14 protein-coding genes are annotated in these 16,043 nt (G+C 64.1%); 11 read left to right on the plus strand and 3 right to left on the minus strand.

Annotated features, from left to right (window positions below; genetic code table 11):
- The first annotated feature begins 345 nt into the window (after positions 1-345).
- The 4 genes from ftsY (at position 346) to rpoH (ending at position 4,179) form a co-directional block, all read left to right on the plus strand.
- Positions 346-1,398, plus strand: coding sequence for a signal recognition particle-docking protein FtsY (ftsY, locus tag DUPY_RS11725; protein ID WP_070248213.1), 1,053 nt, complete (start codon positions 346-348; stop codon positions 1,396-1,398).
- Positions 1,399-1,422: 24 nt separating this feature from the next.
- Positions 1,423-2,079 carry a cell division ATP-binding protein FtsE gene (gene ftsE / locus DUPY_RS11730; RefSeq protein ID WP_070248215.1) on the plus strand — a complete coding sequence of 219 codons (657 nt, stop codon included), beginning with the start codon at positions 1,423-1,425 and terminating at the stop codon, positions 2,077-2,079.
- Positions 2,076-2,996 carry a permease-like cell division protein FtsX gene (ftsX, locus tag DUPY_RS11735; protein ID WP_070248217.1) on the plus strand — a complete coding sequence of 307 codons (921 nt, stop codon included), beginning with the start codon at positions 2,076-2,078 and terminating at the stop codon, positions 2,994-2,996. The genes ftsE and ftsX overlap by 4 nt, the downstream gene beginning before the upstream one ends.
- Positions 2,997-3,279: 283 nt before the next feature.
- Positions 3,280-4,179, plus strand: coding sequence for an RNA polymerase sigma factor RpoH (gene rpoH, locus DUPY_RS11740; RefSeq protein WP_208600035.1), 900 nt, complete (start codon positions 3,280-3,282; stop codon positions 4,177-4,179).
- An 89-nt stretch (positions 4,180-4,268) separates the two neighbouring features.
- Here the strand turns inward: rpoH and DUPY_RS11745 are convergent, their stop codons facing one another.
- Entirely contained in the window at positions 4,269-4,532 is a 264-nt protein-coding gene (locus tag DUPY_RS11745) for a hypothetical protein (RefSeq protein ID WP_056137638.1), read from the minus strand.
- A gap of 169 nt (positions 4,533-4,701) precedes the next feature.
- Here DUPY_RS11745 and DUPY_RS11750 point away from each other — a divergent pair, with 169 nt between their 5' ends.
- From DUPY_RS11750 to DUPY_RS11765, 4 genes are read left to right on the plus strand one after another with little or no spacing between them, the layout of a single operon-like run.
- Entirely contained in the window at positions 4,702-5,211 is a 510-nt protein-coding gene (locus tag DUPY_RS11750; protein ID WP_070248222.1) for a hypothetical protein, read from the plus strand.
- 58 nt (positions 5,212-5,269) lie between these two features.
- Entirely contained in the window at positions 5,270-7,030 is a 1,761-nt protein-coding gene (ggt, locus tag DUPY_RS11755; protein WP_070248224.1) for a gamma-glutamyltransferase, read from the plus strand.
- Between the two features lie 10 nt (positions 7,031-7,040).
- Positions 7,041-7,781, plus strand: a complete 741-nt coding sequence (locus tag DUPY_RS11760) for an ABC transporter ATP-binding protein (protein ID WP_070248226.1) — start codon at positions 7,041-7,043, stop codon at positions 7,779-7,781.
- Positions 7,768-10,164 (plus strand): type II CAAX endopeptidase family protein, encoded by a 2,397-nt coding sequence (locus DUPY_RS11765; protein WP_229255334.1) that lies wholly within the window; start codon positions 7,768-7,770, stop codon positions 10,162-10,164. Before DUPY_RS11760 ends, DUPY_RS11765 begins: the two co-directional genes overlap by 14 nt.
- On the opposite strand, the gene DUPY_RS11770 is transcribed toward DUPY_RS11765, so the two are convergent.
- Positions 10,161-10,967: an NAD-dependent epimerase/dehydratase family protein gene (locus DUPY_RS11770; RefSeq protein WP_070248230.1), complete on the minus strand. Its 807-nt coding sequence runs from the start codon at positions 10,965-10,967 to the stop codon at positions 10,161-10,163. The two genes, DUPY_RS11765 and DUPY_RS11770, sit on opposite strands and share 4 nt — an antisense overlap.
- Before the next feature lie 71 nt (positions 10,968-11,038).
- A complete protein-coding gene (garD, locus tag DUPY_RS11775; RefSeq protein WP_070248366.1) occupies positions 11,039-12,559 on the minus strand; it encodes a galactarate dehydratase in 1,521 nt (506 codons plus the stop codon).
- 414 nt (positions 12,560-12,973) lie between these two features.
- On the opposite strand from garD, the gene DUPY_RS11780 reads away from it, so the two are divergent.
- The 3 genes from DUPY_RS11780 (at position 12,974) to DUPY_RS11790 (ending at position 16,035) form a co-directional block, all read left to right on the plus strand.
- A complete protein-coding gene (locus tag DUPY_RS11780; protein WP_070248231.1) occupies positions 12,974-13,672 on the plus strand; it encodes a FadR/GntR family transcriptional regulator in 699 nt (232 codons plus the stop codon).
- Positions 13,673-13,804: 132 nt separating this feature from the next.
- Positions 13,805-14,599 (plus strand): rhamnogalacturonan acetylesterase, encoded by a 795-nt coding sequence (locus DUPY_RS11785; protein ID WP_084640677.1) that lies wholly within the window; start codon positions 13,805-13,807, stop codon positions 14,597-14,599.
- Between the two features lie 8 nt (positions 14,600-14,607).
- Positions 14,608-16,035 carry a pectinesterase family protein gene (locus DUPY_RS11790; protein WP_229255335.1) on the plus strand — a complete coding sequence of 476 codons (1,428 nt, stop codon included), beginning with the start codon at positions 14,608-14,610 and terminating at the stop codon, positions 16,033-16,035.
- Positions 16,036-16,043: the final 8 nt, after the last annotated feature.

The raw sequence follows: 16,043 nt of genomic DNA on the forward strand, positions 1-16,043 counted from the left end.
AAGATGTTAAAAACCAACTTTGCAAGCCGTATTACAGGCGTATGACAGGGGTAAATTCTGCCCGAATTGCAACTTTTAAAGGCAACTCAAGATTTTGTAAGTAAATGCTACCTGTTGCGCCGCAGCCACAAAAGCTGCACCACTTCGTGCGTAATTCGCCCCAAACGGGGGCGCGATGCACCGAAAACGCTGCCAGACACCGGCGAAAAACACCGGATCCGGCCGGCAAGTGCGGACTGCGGCGGACGGCGGCCAGCGGTCTGCCGCACGCGCTCTGTTAAAATAGCATCATTTCCCCCATGTCCGGCCTGGCCGGGCATCAGCTTGAAGCGCCCCCAACCACCTATGTTTAGTTTCTTCAAGAAAAAACCTGTCGCCCCCGAAGTGCCGCAGGTCGCCACCCCGGCACCAGTGCCGGCGCCCCCATCCACGCCCGCCACCCCTGCCATCCCTGCCATTCCTGATCTTCCGGCCCTGCTGCCGATCGAGGAACCGGCGCAAAAGCAATCGTGGATGACGCGCCTGAAGGCTGGCCTGTCCAAGACCTCGAACAACCTCTCACTGCTGTTCGTCGGCGCCAAGATCGACGACGACCTGTACGACGAGCTGGAAGCGGCGCTCTTGATGGCCGATGCCGGCGTCGATGCGACCGATTACCTGCTTACCGCACTCAAGCGCAAGGTCAAGGAAGACAAGCTGCTCGACGCCGCCGCCGTCAAGGCCGCGCTCAAGCAACTGCTGACCGAGCTGCTGCTGCCGCTGCAAAAGCCGTTCGAGCTGGGCCGCCACCAGCCGATGGTGATGATGATCTCGGGCGTGAACGGCGCCGGCAAGACCACCACCATCGGCAAGCTGGCCAAGCACATGCAGTCGAACGGCCAGTCGGTCTTGCTGGCCGCCGGCGACACTTTCCGCGCCGCCGCCCGCGAACAATTGATGGTCTGGGGCCAGCGCAATAACATCACCGTGATTTCGCAGGCCTCGGGCGACCCGGCGGCCGTGTCGTTCGACGCGGTACAGTCGGGCAAGGCGCGCGGCCTCGACGTGGTGATGATCGATACCGCCGGCCGCCTGCCCACCCAGCTGCACCTGATGGAAGAGCTGAAAAAGGTCCAGCGCGTGATCGGCAAGGGCATGGACGGCGCACCGCACGAAACCTTGTTGGTCATCGACGGCAATACCGGGCAAAATGCGCTGGCGCAAGTGAAAGCGTTCGACGACGCCCTCAAGCTGACCGGCCTCGTGATTACCAAGCTGGACGGCACAGCCAAGGGCGGCGTGCTGGCCGCCATCGCCCGCGTGCGTCCGGTGCCCGTGTATTTCATCGGCATCGGTGAAAAAATCGAAGACTTGCAGCCGTTTGTCGCGGCCGAGTTTGTTGAAGCCCTGCTCGGATAATTACAGAGATAAGCACACCATAGAATGATCGAATTCCGCAACGTCTCCAAGCAGTACTCCCCCGATGCGGTGGCGCTGCGCGACATCTCGTTCAACGTCGACAAGGGCGAACTGGTGTTCCTGGCCGGGCCGTCCGGCGCCGGCAAGTCCACCTTGCTGAAAATGATCGCCGCCGTCGAGCGCCCCACGGCCGGCCAGGTGATCGTCAACGGCCAGGACATCTCGCGCATCCGCGCGTCGGCCGTGCCGTTCCTGCGCCGCAAGCTGGGCCTGATCTTCCAGCAGCAGCGCCTGCTCATCGACCGCACCATCCTGGCCAACGTGATGCTGCCGCTGCTGGTGACCGGTTCCTCGCACCGCGAGGCCGAGCAACGCGCCCGCGCCGCGCTCGACAAGGTAGGCCTGCTCGAGCGCGCCAGCGCCCAGCCGCTGGCGCTGTCCGGCGGCGAGCAGCAGCGCGTTTCGATCGCGCGCGCCATCGTCAACCGGCCGCAGGTGATCCTGGCCGACGAACCCACCGCCAACCTCGACCGCGCCAGCGCCAACAAGGTGCTCGACGCACTCAAGGCGTTCCACTCGGTGGGCGTGACCTGCCTGATTTCCAGCCACGATGAGCAGATGCTGGACGCCGCAGCGCGCGTGATCCGGCTCGACCACGGCCAGCTGGAGGTGGCGCCATGACTTACTGGTTCCGCCAGCACCATTACGCGCTGTCGGTGGCGCTGGTGCACCTGCGCCGCGCGCCCGGCAGTTTCCTGTTCAATATATTAGTGGTGGCAATTGCGCTGGCGCTGCCGTTCATGGGCGCCACCCTGCTCGACAACGTGCGCCCCATGTCCGAGCAACTGTCGGTCGATCCCGAGCTGAGCATCTTCCTCAAGCAGGACACGCCGCGCCAGCAAGCCGAGGAACTGGCCGTGCTGTTGCGCCAGGCGGTGCCCGACAAGCAAGCCAAGATCATCTTTACCGAGCGCGAAAAGGCGCTCGAAACCCTCAAGGAAAAAAGCGGCCTGGCCGATGTGTTGACCACGCTGGGCGAAAACCCGCTGCCGGACAGCTACGTGCTGAAACTCGACGCGTTCCGCCTGGCCGAGTCCGGCGGCGACGTCGATGCGCTGGCCGAGCAAATCCGCGAACTGCCCGGCGTCGATACGGTGCAGGTCGATTCGGCCTGGGTCAAGCGCCTGGCCGCGCTGCTGGGCATCCTGCGCCTGGCGCTGCTGCTGCTGGCGGCAACGCTGGGCACGGTGGTCGTGGCCGTGGTGTTCAATACCATCCGTTTGCAGGTGCTCACGCAACGCGAGGAAATCCAGGTCTCCAAGCTGATCGGCGCCACCGACAGCTTTATTCACCGCCCGTTCTATTACACCGGTGCGCTGCTGGGCCTGTGCTCGGGTGCGCTGGCGCTGGGCGCGGTGGCGCTGGCGCTGCGTCCGCTCAATGCGGCGATTGCCGAATTTGCCCGCCTGTATGCCTCCGAGTATCAGCTGACGCCGTTGTCGCCATTGCTGATGGCTGCCCTGCTGGCCCTGTCGGCCGGCCTCGGCCTGATCGGCGCGGTGCTCTCCGTGCAACGCCACCTGGCGCGCGTGCAGTAATTACCCGGTGCCGCAACCAATTGGTTGCGGCATGTGCGGCCTTTAACCGACTTCCCAAGCCCCTCCCGTCAGGATAGGCACGACGTTAAGTCCTGTCTAAGCTCCAACGCGCACACTTCATACATGGAAGCGATGAGTTCGAACAAGCTCATAGCAAAATCACTATCAAGACGATAGATTTGCAGCAATTGGCACTCTCGTACAGAGAGTGCTAATATGGGAACACTGCAGAGCTTATCAAGTCTTTGTAGCAACCAGCAATCATCGAGCGAAGGAAATGAAAATGACTATGATGTCCGCAACGACCTCGTTGGCCCCTGCCAACAACAGTGCTTTGGGACTCGGGTTCACTGGCAACCTGGGGAACCTGGACGCCTACATTTCGGCCGTCAACCGCCTGCCGATGTTGACGCACGACGATGAGGTATCGCTGGGTAAGCGTCTCAAGGAAAACAATGACCTGGCCGCCGCGCAGCAGCTGGTGCTGTCGCACCTGCGCCTGGTGGTATCGATCGCCCGGGGCTACCTCGGTTATGGCTTGCCGCATGCTGACCTGATTCAGGAAGGCAATATCGGCCTGATGAAGGCGGTCAAGCGTTTCGACCCCGATCAGAACGTGCGCCTGGTCTCGTACGCCATGCACTGGATCAAGGCCGAGATGCACGAGTACATCCTGAAAAACTGGCGCCTGGTCAAGGTGGCAACCACCAAGGCCCAGCGCAAGCTGTTCTTCAACCTGCGCAGCCACAAGACCGGTCTCGATGCGATGAGCCCGGCGCAAGTGGACAGCCTGGCCAAGATGCTCGACGTCAAACGCGAAGAAGTGATCGAGATGGAAACCCGTCTCAGCGGCCGTGACATCGCGCTGGAGTCGCCCACCGACGACGAAGACGACAAGTTCGCACCGATCGCCTACCTGTCGTCCGAGCAGTCGGAACCGACCCGGGTGCTGGAAGCGGAGCAAGTCACGCGCCTGCAATCGGAAGGCCTGGAGCAGGCGTTGGGCAAGCTCGACGCCCGTTCGCGCCGCATTGTCGAGGCGCGCTGGCTGGCCAACGACGACGGTTCGGGCGCCACGCTGCACACGCTGGCTGAAGAGTTCGGCGTATCGGCCGAGCGCATTCGCCAGATCGAGTCGGCAGCGCTGAAGAAAATGAAGGGTTCGCTGGCGGCTTACGTTTAAGCCGCGCCGCGAACGGGGCCGGACCCAGCAGGTGCGGCCCCAGGCAACATAACCCGCGTAGGCTGACCGCCTACGGGGTGCAGTTCCTCTTATTCAGCCAGGCTCTTCGCCAACAATTCGCCCACCAGCTGATTCATATCAACGCCACGTGCAGTTGCTTGTGCATTTAATTGCGCAACCAGGTCGCTATTGAGTTTGACGGCGAACGGCACCAGGCCCAGGGCCTGGTCGCGGCGGCGTTGTTCGCGCTTGTCGATCACTTCCGGCGCCTTGCCGAAGCTGGACGCGTGGCCCGCCGACATTTTGCCCATGATTTTTTTGGCGTCGGCCTTGGCCAGTTCGGTCTTGCGCATGGTAATTCCCTGTGAGTGTTTGCTAAGTGCCGACATTCTACGCAGCTTGGGCGCAGCCGGTGGGCTTAGTTTGCGCCAAGCGTTGATTTACGTTGCCGATGCTTAATCGTGCGACACACTAATGATTGTTTTGTTAATATTTTCAACCGAATTATTCAGAGAGGTCAAGATGAAGTCTGTTTTGCGCCAACTGATCGTCCTGCCCCTGCTGACGGTCGTGATGGCCGGGCTGTACGCCTGCGGTTCGGCGTCCGGCACCAGCCGCGCCGCTGCCACGCCGCAGCCATTTGCCACCACCTATGTGCTCGCGCAAGGCGCCAGCGCCCTGATCGCGCCAGCCGCCCAACCCGTTGCCAGTGGCAAGGCGATCGCACCGGTTGTGCGCCTCGACCGCGTCAACGACAGCCGCTGCCGCGAGGGCGCCGTGTGCGTTTGGGCCGGGTATATCAGCTACAGTTTCAGCCTTACCCGCCCCGACGGCGCCACCAGCAGTTTCGTGCTGTCCGACAGCATGCCCAACGGCGCTACCAGCGTCACCCAGGATGGCCTGACCTTTACCCTGGCCGGCGTGGAGCCGCAAGCGGTGCCGCCCAAGAACGATATCATTCCCGATTACCGGGTCAGTATCCGGGTGAGCAATGTAGCGAAGGTGGCGGCAGCGACAGCATTGATTCATTGATTTATTGCCAGCAGGATCGGGTAAGCTAGCGGTAACTACCGACTCGAGAGCCGCTTCCATGATTTTCCGTCATCCTTCCGTCTGCCCCCTCCTGGTTTCCACCATCGTCGTCACGCTGACGCTACAACCAGCCTGGGCCAAGACGCCGGTGGCAACGGGCACCGGCGGTGCGGTCGCCACCATCAGCGCACCGGCCTCGAAAGCAGCCATCGCCATTCTCGACCAGGGTGGCAATGCGATCGATGCGGCAGTGGCGGCGGCCGCCACGCTGGGCGTGACCGATCCGTTCAGCTGCGGCATCGGCGGTGGCGGCTTCATGGTGATTTACCTGGCCAAGGACAAGCGCGTGATCACCATCGATCACCGCGAAACGGCGCCTGCCAGCTTCTCCCCTACCGTGTTCCTCGACCAGGGCAAGCCCATGGATTTCGAGACCGTGGTGGCCAGCGGCATGTCGGCGGGCGTACCCGGCACCGTGCGCGGCTGGGACGAGGCGCTCACCCGCTACGGCTCGATGTCGTTCAAGCAGGTGCTCGCGCCAGCGGTGAAAGTGGCCACCGATGGCTTTACCGTCAGCGACAATTTCAACCGGCTGCTCGGCATCAACCTCGTCAAGTTCGGCAAATTCCCCGCCACCGCTGCCATCTACCTGAAAAACGGCAAGCCGCCAGTGGCCGGCAGCGTGCTGCGCAACCCGGACCTGGCGCGCGCCTACCGCGAACTGGGCGCGGGCGGCGCCAAGGCTTTCTACACCGGCAAAATGGGCCGCGCGGTGATCGATGCCGTCAATCGTCCCACGGTGGCCGCCGGCGCAAGTGTCCGGCGCGGTAACATGACGATGGCCGACCTGGCCAACTACGAAGCGCGCCTGCGCCTGCCAGTGCACAGCACCTATCGCGGCTATGACGTCTACGGCATGCCGCTGCCCAGTTCGGGTGGCGTGGCGATTGCCGAGGCGCTCAACATCCTCGAAGGCTACGACCTCAAGGCCATGCCGCGCGACCAGGCCGAGCACCTGTACCTCGAAGCGAGCCGCTTGGCCTTTGCCGACCGCAATGCCTACCTGGCCGACCCGGAATTCGTCGACGCGCCGGTGGCCGGCCTGCTCAGTAAAAACTACGCCGCGCGCCGCCGCGAAGCCATCGATCCGACCCGCGCCGCACTGCATGCACCGGCCGGCGATCCGTATCCGTTCCAGAACGATACCAGTGTGCCGCTGCGACCGGCCGGCTATAAACTGCTGTCCGAAGGCGCCCACACCACCCACCTGACGGTGTCCGACAAGGACGGCAATATCGTCTCGTACACGTACACCATCGAGTCGTGGGGCGGCAGCGGCATGGTCGTGCCGGGCTACGGCTTCCTGCTCAATAACGAGATGACCGACTTCGACTTCACCGGCCCCGCGCCGAATGTACCGGAGGCGGGCAAGCGCCCGCGCAGCAGCATGTCGCCCACGCTGGCCTTCAAGGACGGCAAGCCGGCGTTCTCGATCGGCAGTCCGGGCGGCGCCACCATCATCACCACCGTACTGCAAACGATCTTCAATTACATCGACCTGGGCCTGCCGATGCCGCAGGCGGTCGATGCGCCGCGCCTGTCCGAGCGCAACGGCATGGCCACCGATATCGAACCCGGTTACACCACACTGCCGGCCGCGCAGGCGCTGGCCAAACGCGGCCAGCGCTGGAGCGCAGAGCCGGAAGAAATCGGCGCCGCCAACGCGCTGGTGTTCAACCCGGACGGCACAGTGACGGCAGTGAGCGAAGGCTGGCGCCACGGCGTGGGCAGCGCCATGGCGCAAAAAGCTGCGCATTGATTGCCTTGCCATGATCGAATTCCATGGCCTGGCCAAGACTTACGGCGCTTTCGACGCCGTCAAACCGTTGAACCTGACCGTGCCGCGCGGTGAGCTGTTCGGCTTCCTCGGCCCCAATGGCGCCGGCAAGACCACCACCATTCGCATGATGATGGGTATCCTGGTGCCCAGCGCCGGGCGGGTGCTGATCGACGGCTACGATTGCCACGCGCAGCCGGCCGAGGTCAAGCGCCGCGTGGGCTACCTGCCCGATACGCCGGTGTTCTACGACTACCTGCGCGGACGCGAGATCCTGCGGTTTGTCGCCGAGATGCACGGCTATCCGCGCGCGGAAGCGGCGGCCCGCAGTGCGCGCCTGCTGGCCGAGTTCGGCCTGGAAGAAGCGGGCGAAGACTACGCGGTCAACTACTCGCTGGGTATGAAGAAGCGCCTGGGCCTGGCCTGCGCGCTGATCCACGATCCGGCGGTGCTGATCCTCGACGAGCCGATCAACGGCCTCGACCCGCGCGCGTCGCGCGATGTGCAGGAGCTGCTGCTGGCTGCCGCTGCGCGCGGTGTCACCATTTTTGTCTCCACCCATTTGCTCGACATGGCCGAAAAACTGTGCGACCGCGTGGGCATCATTCACCGCGGCCAGCTGGTGGCCACCGGCACGCTCGACGACATCCGCACCGAAGCGTCCACCAGCGGCTCGCTCGAAGACGTGTTCCTCAAGATTACCGACGACGCGGCTGCCGATGATGGACGCTGATCGCGGCTTGAAAGCGCCGCCGTCACCGGCGCGCGCGGTCTGGCTGATGACCAGGATGCGACTCACGCGCCAGTTCAACCAGGTCGGCAACGCCTTTTCCCGCAAAAAGAAAAAGGCCAGGGCTCCGGTCACCCGCGTTGCCCACGGCGGCAAGCGCAATGGCATGTGGATCGTCTCGGCCGTGGTGGCGGTGCTGATGCTGTTCGTGTGCCTGAACATGTCGCGCATGGCGGTGCTCAATATGCAGTGCCGGCTGGTCGATGACGGCGCCTGCGCGCAAAGCGTCACGCGCGATGGCTTCGACTTCGACATGGCAGCCAGCGAACTGCATGCAATGCCATTCGACCCGTCCCTGATGGGCGGCCTGTCGATGGTGCTGACCGCGCTGTTCGCCATCTCGGTGCTACTGCCGCTGGCCGGCAAGGAGCTGGCCAAGCCGGATTGGGACCTCGAATGGCTGGTGACGCTGCCGGTTGAGCGCTCCACCCTGCTGTGGGGACGGCTGCTGGAACGCAGCGCCAGCAACCTGTCCGGCATCTTCGCGCTGTTTCCACCGTACCTGGTGATCGCCTGGTATTCCGGCTTGCAGTGGAGCGCCGTGCCGGTCGCGCTGCTGGCCACCGCGCTGCTGCTGCCGCTGGCGGCGCTGCTGCACACCCTGATCGACACCGGTGTGCGATTGTGGCTGGCGGCGGCGCAACTGCGCAACCTGCAGGCGCTGCTCTCGCTGCTCAACGCGCCCATGCTGTACCTGGTGTTCGCGCTATCGATGCCAGCCGCCAGCAGCTTCGTGATGGACCTGGCGCGCGGCTTCCCGGCCTGGGGCCTGTGGCTGCCCACGGGCGTGCTGCTGCAGGCGATCCAGGCCCAGGGCCTGCAACACTTTGCCGTGCTGGCGGCGCTGCTGGCCGCGCAGCTCGTGGTGCTGCTGTGGGCCGGCGTGGCGCTGCTGCGCTGGCAGCTACGTAACGGTGTGGTCGGCTCGGGCGTGCGCGAGAGCGGACGCAAAGCCGCCATCTCCGCACCGGCGCCGGTGGGCAAGCTGCACTTGCCACTGTCGCCGGTGATGCGGCGCGAACTGCGCCTGCTGGCGCGCGACCGCAACTTCCTGGTGCAAACCCTGGTGCTGCCGCTCATCGTGGTGGGCAGCCAGCTGGTCTTCAACGGCAAGCTGGACACCATCTCGCAATTCGGCGAGATGCCCACCGTGGCGGCGGCGATCGCCTTCGGCATCGGCGTCTATGTGCTGATGCTGTCGGCCTTCCAGACCCTCAACAACGAAGGCAACGCCCTGTGGCTGCTGTACACCGTGCCCGATTCGGTGGAAAACGTCTTGAAGCAAAAGGCGCGGCTGTGGGGTGCGTTGGCCATGGTCTATCCGCTGATTGTCGGCGCAATCACGCTTGCTACCGCACCGCAGCCGACGTGGCAGATGCTGGTGCTGCTGTTGATCGTAATGGCAGGCATTCCGATCTATTCGACCATCGCGGTGGCGCTGGGCGTGTTCGCGTGCGACCCTACCGCCATCGAGGTACACAAGCGCATCCGGCCTACCTACAGCTACCTGTTCCTGCTGCTGGCCAGCTTTTATACGTGGTCGATCTACACTAGCCTGTGGTCACAAAAAGTGGTGATCATGGTGCTCAGCGGCGCGCTGGCGCTGGCCCTGTGGCAGAAGGCGCGCGACGCCCTGCCCTATTTGCTCGATCCGGGCGCGTCGCCACCGGCGCGGGTATCGGCGTCCGACGGACTGATTGCCGCCACCGGCTTTTTCATCGTGCAGGCCATCGTCGCGCTCATTCTCATGCGCGGCAAAGCCCAGGCCACCCTGCCCGCACTGACGATCGCCTTTGGCATCGCTGGCCTGCTGGTGTACGCGCTGATGCGTTTCATTTACTGGCGCGCGAAAACCACCGGGGTGCCGGCGATCTTGCGCGGCGCCAGCTGGTGGCCGTCGGTGAAGGTGGCGTTGCTGCCATCGGCCCTGGCGTGCGTGACGGCGCTGGCGTACCTGACCGCGCTCAAGGTGCTCGATGTGCCGCTGTCGGCCGGCCAGGGGCCGGTTGACTCGGTGGCCCATGCGCAGCTGTGGATGGTGGCGCTGGCGGTCTTGGCTGCGCCGCTGTGCGAGGAATTCATTTTCCGGGGACTGATCTACGGCGGCTTGCGCCGCTCGCTGCCGACGTGGTCGGCGATCATGGTGAGCGCGGCGATCTTCGCGGTAGTGCACCCGCCGCTGTCGATGCTGCCGGTGTTCGTGCTCGGATGCTGCGCGGCCTGGACCTATGAACGCAGCAAGACGCTGCTCGCGCCCATGCTGGTCCATGCGGTGTACAACGCGGCCGTGCTGGCCGCGCAATGGCAGCTGGGAGCCGGGAACTAGTCCTTGAACCGCATCGGCGCCAGCGCAAAGGCGCCGCCGTGGTACGTCACGGAGCTGTTCGGGTCCGGGTACACGCCGCTGTCGGGGAACTTGCCGTCGAACTGTTTCGAGCTGTCCTTGGGGCGGTAGCCGATGTGCGAGGCCTTGCTGTTGTCCCACCAGGCGACGTCGTTGTTGGACGTGCCGAACAGGATGGTAAAGCCCACGCGGGTGGCGAACAGGGAGCTGCGCAGCGCTTCCACCAGGTCGTCGTAGCTGAGCCACGTGACCATCATGCGGCGGTCGGCCGGCTCCGGGAACGAGGAACCGATGCGCAGGCAGACTGTCTCGAGGCCGGTGCGATCGTAGTAGTAGCTGGCCAGCTGCTCGCCGAAGCATTTCGATACGCCATAGAAGCTGTCCGGGCGGGTGGGCGCGGTGGCGTCGATATAGTCGGTGTTGCGGTAAAAGCCCACCGTGTGATTCGAGCTGGCGAAGATGATGCGCTTGGTACCATGCTTGTGCGCCGCTTCGTACAGGTTGGCAGTGCCGATGATATTGGCCTGGACGATGTTTTCAAACGTGTTCTCGGTAGAGATGCCGCCGAAGTGCAGCACCGCTTCCACGCCTTCGAGCAGCTTCATTACCGCGGCCTTGTCGGACAGGTCGCACTCGATGATTTCCTCGCCTGCGCGGGCCTCGCCCAGGTCGGCGATGTCGGACAGCACCACCACATCGGCCCAAGGCTTGATACGGTCACGCAGAATCTTACCCAGGCCGCCGGCGGCGCCGGTCAGCAGCAAACGTTTGAATGGCTTAGTCATGGTCTCTTATTTTTTAACTGTATTTAACTGTAAGTCTTTTTAAAGTACGCTCGCTGCCAACACGGCGCCGATTACGTCACCGGGGCCGGGTTGAACAGCACCAGCGCGTTTTGCAGCTTCCATTTTTCGGCCCAGGTTTCGCGGCCGCTGGCCACGTCGAGCACCAGCTGGAACATCTCCCAGCCCACGTCCGCAATGGTGGCGTCGCCGCTGGCGATGCGGCCGGCGTTGATGTCCATCAGGTCGTGCCAGCGCTTGGCCAGATCGTTGCGGGTGGCGACCTTGATCACCGGGACTTCGGCCAGGCCGTAAGGAGTGCCGCGGCCGGTGGTGAAGATGTGCACATTCATCCCCGCAGCCAGTTGCAGTGTACCGCAAATGAAATCGCTGGCGGGCGTGGCGGCGTAGATCAAACCCTTCTGTTTGAGCTTTTCGCCAGGACTAATCACGCCGTTGATTGCACTGCTGCCCGACTTGACGATCGAGCCCATGGCTTTCTCGACGATGTTCGACAAGCCACCCTTCTTGTTACCGGGCGTGGTGTTGGCGCTGCGATCGACGCCGCCGTGTTCGAGGTAGCGGTCATACCAGGCCATCTCGCGGATCATCGCTGCCGCCACTTCCGGCGTTTCGGCGCGCGAGGTCAGCTGGTCGATACCGTCGCGCACTTCGGTGGTTTCCGAGAACATCACGGTGGCGCCGGCGCGCACCAGCAAGTCGGTGGCAAAGCCCACGGCCGGGTTGGCGGTCACGCCCGAGAAGGCGTCGCTGCCGCCGCACTGCACGCCCACCACCAGTTCCGACGCCGGCACGGTTTCGCGCTGGCGCGCGTTGAGGCGCCTGAGGTTGGTGTCGGCCTGCTTCATGATCGAGTCGATCATCGACATGAAGCCGACGTGTTCACCATCTTGCAGGCAGACCAGCGCCGGATCGGCGCCGCCTTCGTTCTGGATCGGGATCGAACCCTTGGGGAACAGGCGCGTGGGTTGCAGCTTCTCGCAACCGAGACTCACCACCATGGCCTGGCCGCCGAAGTTGGGGTTCAGGGCGATGTTGCGCACGGTACGGATCGGGATCTCGGCGCCGGGCGCGTCGATCGCCACGCCGCAGCCGTACGTATGCTCGAGGCAGACCACGTCGTCGACGTTCGGATACTTGGGCAGCAGCTCTTTCTTGATACGGTCCACGGCAAACTCCACCACCCCCGAGACGCATTGCACGGTGGTGGTGATGCCGAGGATGTTGCGGGTACCGACGCTGCCGTCCGGGTTGCGGAAGCCCTGGAAGGTGTAGCCTTCGAGCGGCTCGGCCTTGGGCAGCGCCCGGGTGGAAATCGGCAGGCCTTCGAGGCCCAGCGCGCCCGGCATGATGACGTTGCCTTCGTTGAGCCAGCGGCCGGCCGGCAGGTCTTCACCGGCAAAGCCGATGGTGACGTTGTAGCGCACGACTTCATCGCCCTTGGCCAGGTCGCGCAGCGCCACCTTGTGGCCTTGCGGGACGGCTTCGAGCAGGGTCAGGCCGTTTTCGAACACGGCGCCGGCCGGCAGGCCGCCGTCGTTGACGACAATGGCGACGTTGTCGTTGTCGTGCATGAGGATGTAGCGCGGAGTATTGACCGGGGTAGCGCCGGGGGCGGTGGCGGGCAAACGCTGGATATCGGTGATGCTGGACGGTGGCGTCATTCTGGCTTCCTTTCCGGGAGTCTCTGCCCGGCTAACGTTGTTTTTTCGGCTGTCAAATTGGTCAGGCCAATTTCGATATTGGTCCGCCCACTTTTTTCATATGGGGACAAACCGCGCCCTTGCAACCCGCATTCCACCGTGCTTTAATCCTGTTTTCAGGCCGCTGAAACGGTATTCGGGAGGCTATTTGACGCTCCGAGTATGCCACCTAAAAAAGTATTTGGCTAGTCCGCGTTGACCAATTTGGTCAGACCACCTTAGAATGGCCTGACCAAATGGCAGAGAATTCATTCCTAAAGCCATAACTAAAAAAACGAGACAACGATGCAGAAGAGAACTTCCGCACTCCCCGAACCGCATGTCCATGAAGCACGCCTCTACCGCGTGGTGGCCGACCGCATCCAGGACCTGATCCGTACCGAAAACATCGCTCCCGGCGAACGTCTGCCGTCCGAACGCGATCTCGCCACCAAGCTCAGTGTCAGCCGCGCCTCGCTGCGCGAAGCGCTGATCGCGCTCGAACTGGGCGGCGTGATCGAGGTGCGCGGCGGTTCCGGCGTGTATGTCAGCGAGCGCCCCGCGCCCGCCGACCTGCCCGAGGCAGGTCCCGGCCCGTTCGAGGTGCTGTCGGCGCGGCGCCTGATCGAAGCGGAGATCGCGGCGATTGCCGCGCGCGTGGCCACCGACAGCGCCATCGACGCCATCCTGCAGGCCGTGGTCGAAATGGAGCAGAGCCACGCCAACTACTCGAGCAACGAGCAGGCCGACCGCAACTTCCACCTGGCCATTGCACGCGCCACCGGCAACAGCGCGCTGGTCGGCTCGCTCAACTACCTGTGGGACCAGCGCGGCCGCCTGTGGCACAAGCTCAAGGAGCACTTCCAGACCGAGGAGCTGCGCCAGGAAACGCTCAAGGACCATCGCCGCATCCTGGAGGCGATTGCCGCCCACGATCCTGCTGCCGCCCGCAAGGCCATGCGCGCCCACCTCGAACGCGTCACGCGCACGTTCTCGCGCGGCTGACAACAGCATCCGGCCGCCGCGCGCACGCCCCGCCTGCGGCGCGCGTGGCGATCAACTTATTGAGTATTTGCGACTGGCCGTGCGGTACGTGTGCTTTGCACAACAGTCGCCCCAACTGTCCGTGAGATGACCATGATGACTCGCCTGATCCTTGCTGCTCTTGCCACCTCCTCTGCGCTGCTGTGCGCGCCGGTCCACGCCGCCGAACCGGCCAAGCCGGCGCGCCTGATCCTGGTGGGCGACTCCACCATGGCCAGCAACAGCGGCTACGGCGACGCCTTCTGCGCCCGCGTCCACCGCGCCAATACCTGCATCAACCTGGCCAAGGGCGGCCGCAGCTCGGGCAGCTTCCGCGTCGAGGGCCGCTGGAATGAAGTCGAGGGGCTGCTGCGCGGCGGCGCCGCCTACAGCACCACCTATGTGCTGATCCAGTTCGGCCACAACGACCAGCCCGGCAAACCTGGCCGCTCCACCGACCTCGCCACCGAATTCCCGGCCAATATGACGCGCTACGCGCAGGAAGTGAAAGCGCTGGGCGGCATTCCGGTGCTGGTCACCCCGCTCACGCGTCGCAGTTTCCGGGACGGCGTCCTGCAAAACAACCTGACGCCGTGGGCCGACGTGATCCGCGCCATCGCCAAGGCGCAACAGGTGCCGCTGCTCGACCTCAACGCCGACAGCTTTGCCGCCGTGCAGGCGATGGGCGCCGAGCAGGCCGACACCTTTGCGGTGGAACCGCCGCCAGCTAAAAAAGACGCGGCCGCACTCACGCCCGGTAACGTGGAGGTGGCTGGCGCCGCCAAGTCGGCGTTCGACTACACCCACCTCGGCCCCAGGGGCGCGGCCTACTTTGCCGACATGGTGGTGGGGGAGATGAAAACGGCGGTGCCGGTGTCGGCCGGCCTGTTCATCGCGCCACGGCCATGACGACGGTGGTGCATATAACCACTGCAGCAGCGGCTGCGGCTGCGGTACTGCTCACTTGTGCGAGCAGCGTCCAGGCGCAAAGCGAACCGGCGCGGCGCCCCCAACTGACAGCCGAACAAGCCAGACACTACGCCTACAGCGAAGTGCTCAAGTACGTGGGACCCGCCGGCAGCGAGCGCATCGACCCGTGGGATCCGCTGGCCGATCCACTGGCACGCAATGCAGCGCTTACCCCTGATTACGTGGTGGACCAGGCGGCCAAAGCCGACGGCATAAAAATCTTCAACACGGTGCAGGCGGCGGTGAGCCGTGCGGTGGCCGACAGCAAGGCTGCGCCAACGAAGCGCCTGTACCTGCTGGTCAAACCGGGCACCTACCCGGAGCTGGTGTACGTGCCGGCAGTTGCTGCGCCGCTCACGCTGTACGGCGACGGCAAGGACGCCGCCGCCACCCGCATCACGGCCAAGCTCGACGCGTCCGCCACCGGCGCCGATTACACTGCCCTGTATGCCGGGCAGTTTGCCGCCGTGGCGCCCGAGATCCGCGCCATGTTCGACAGCGTGAAAGACCGCGACCAGATTCGCACCTTCGGCACCGCCACCGTGTGGGTGCAGAGCGACGGCTTCCAGGCCCGCAACCTGACGTTCGAAAACGGCTACAACAAGGACATCGGCAACGCCCGCGCGGAAGCGCTCCCCAATGTGAACAACGTCCACCACCAGGCGCTGGCGCTGCAAGTGGACGGCGCCGACAAGGCGCAGTTCGAGAACGTGCGCCTGATCGGCTTCCAGGACACCCTGTACGTCAAGGCCAAGGCGGTGGCCACCAGCACGCGCAGCTTCTTCAACAAATCGTATATCGAGGGTGACGTCGATTTCATTTTCGGCGACAGCACCGCCTATTTTTACCAGTCCGAGATCAAGACGCTGGGCGACCGCGGCGTGTCGTACGTGGCTGCGCCCAACACCAACATCAAAACCAGGTACGGTTTCGTGTTCGACAGCAGCCGCTTCACGCACGATGGATCGGCCAACGCGCGCGCCGGCCAGTTCCACCTGATGCGCCAGTGGTTCCACAATTCCAAGTGCACGCCGTACGCGAAGGTGGCCCTGACCGGCTACCGCTGCACGCTGGGTACAACCGACGTCTATCGCGCACCGGCAGGCACGCTCACCAAAACCACGCTGGAAACGGTGGGCAAGATGGTGGTGCTTAACTCGCGCATCGGCGCCCACATCAACCGCGAGCGACCATGGGCGGACTGGAACAAGCCGGGGGCGATTGCCTACCGGCCGGTCCAGTACAGCAGCAACGACTACTGGCACAACCTGGCCAGGAACGGCATCGATCCAGTGCGAGACCTGGGCTACGGCGCGCAGCCGTCGCCGGCCGACATCTTTGTCGCGGAATTCAATAACCAGCACGACGACGAATAACCAGGAGA

The sequence above is a fragment of the Duganella phyllosphaerae genome (assembly GCF_001758785.1).
GTDB lineage: Bacteria > Pseudomonadota > Gammaproteobacteria > Burkholderiales > Burkholderiaceae_D > Rugamonas > Rugamonas phyllosphaerae.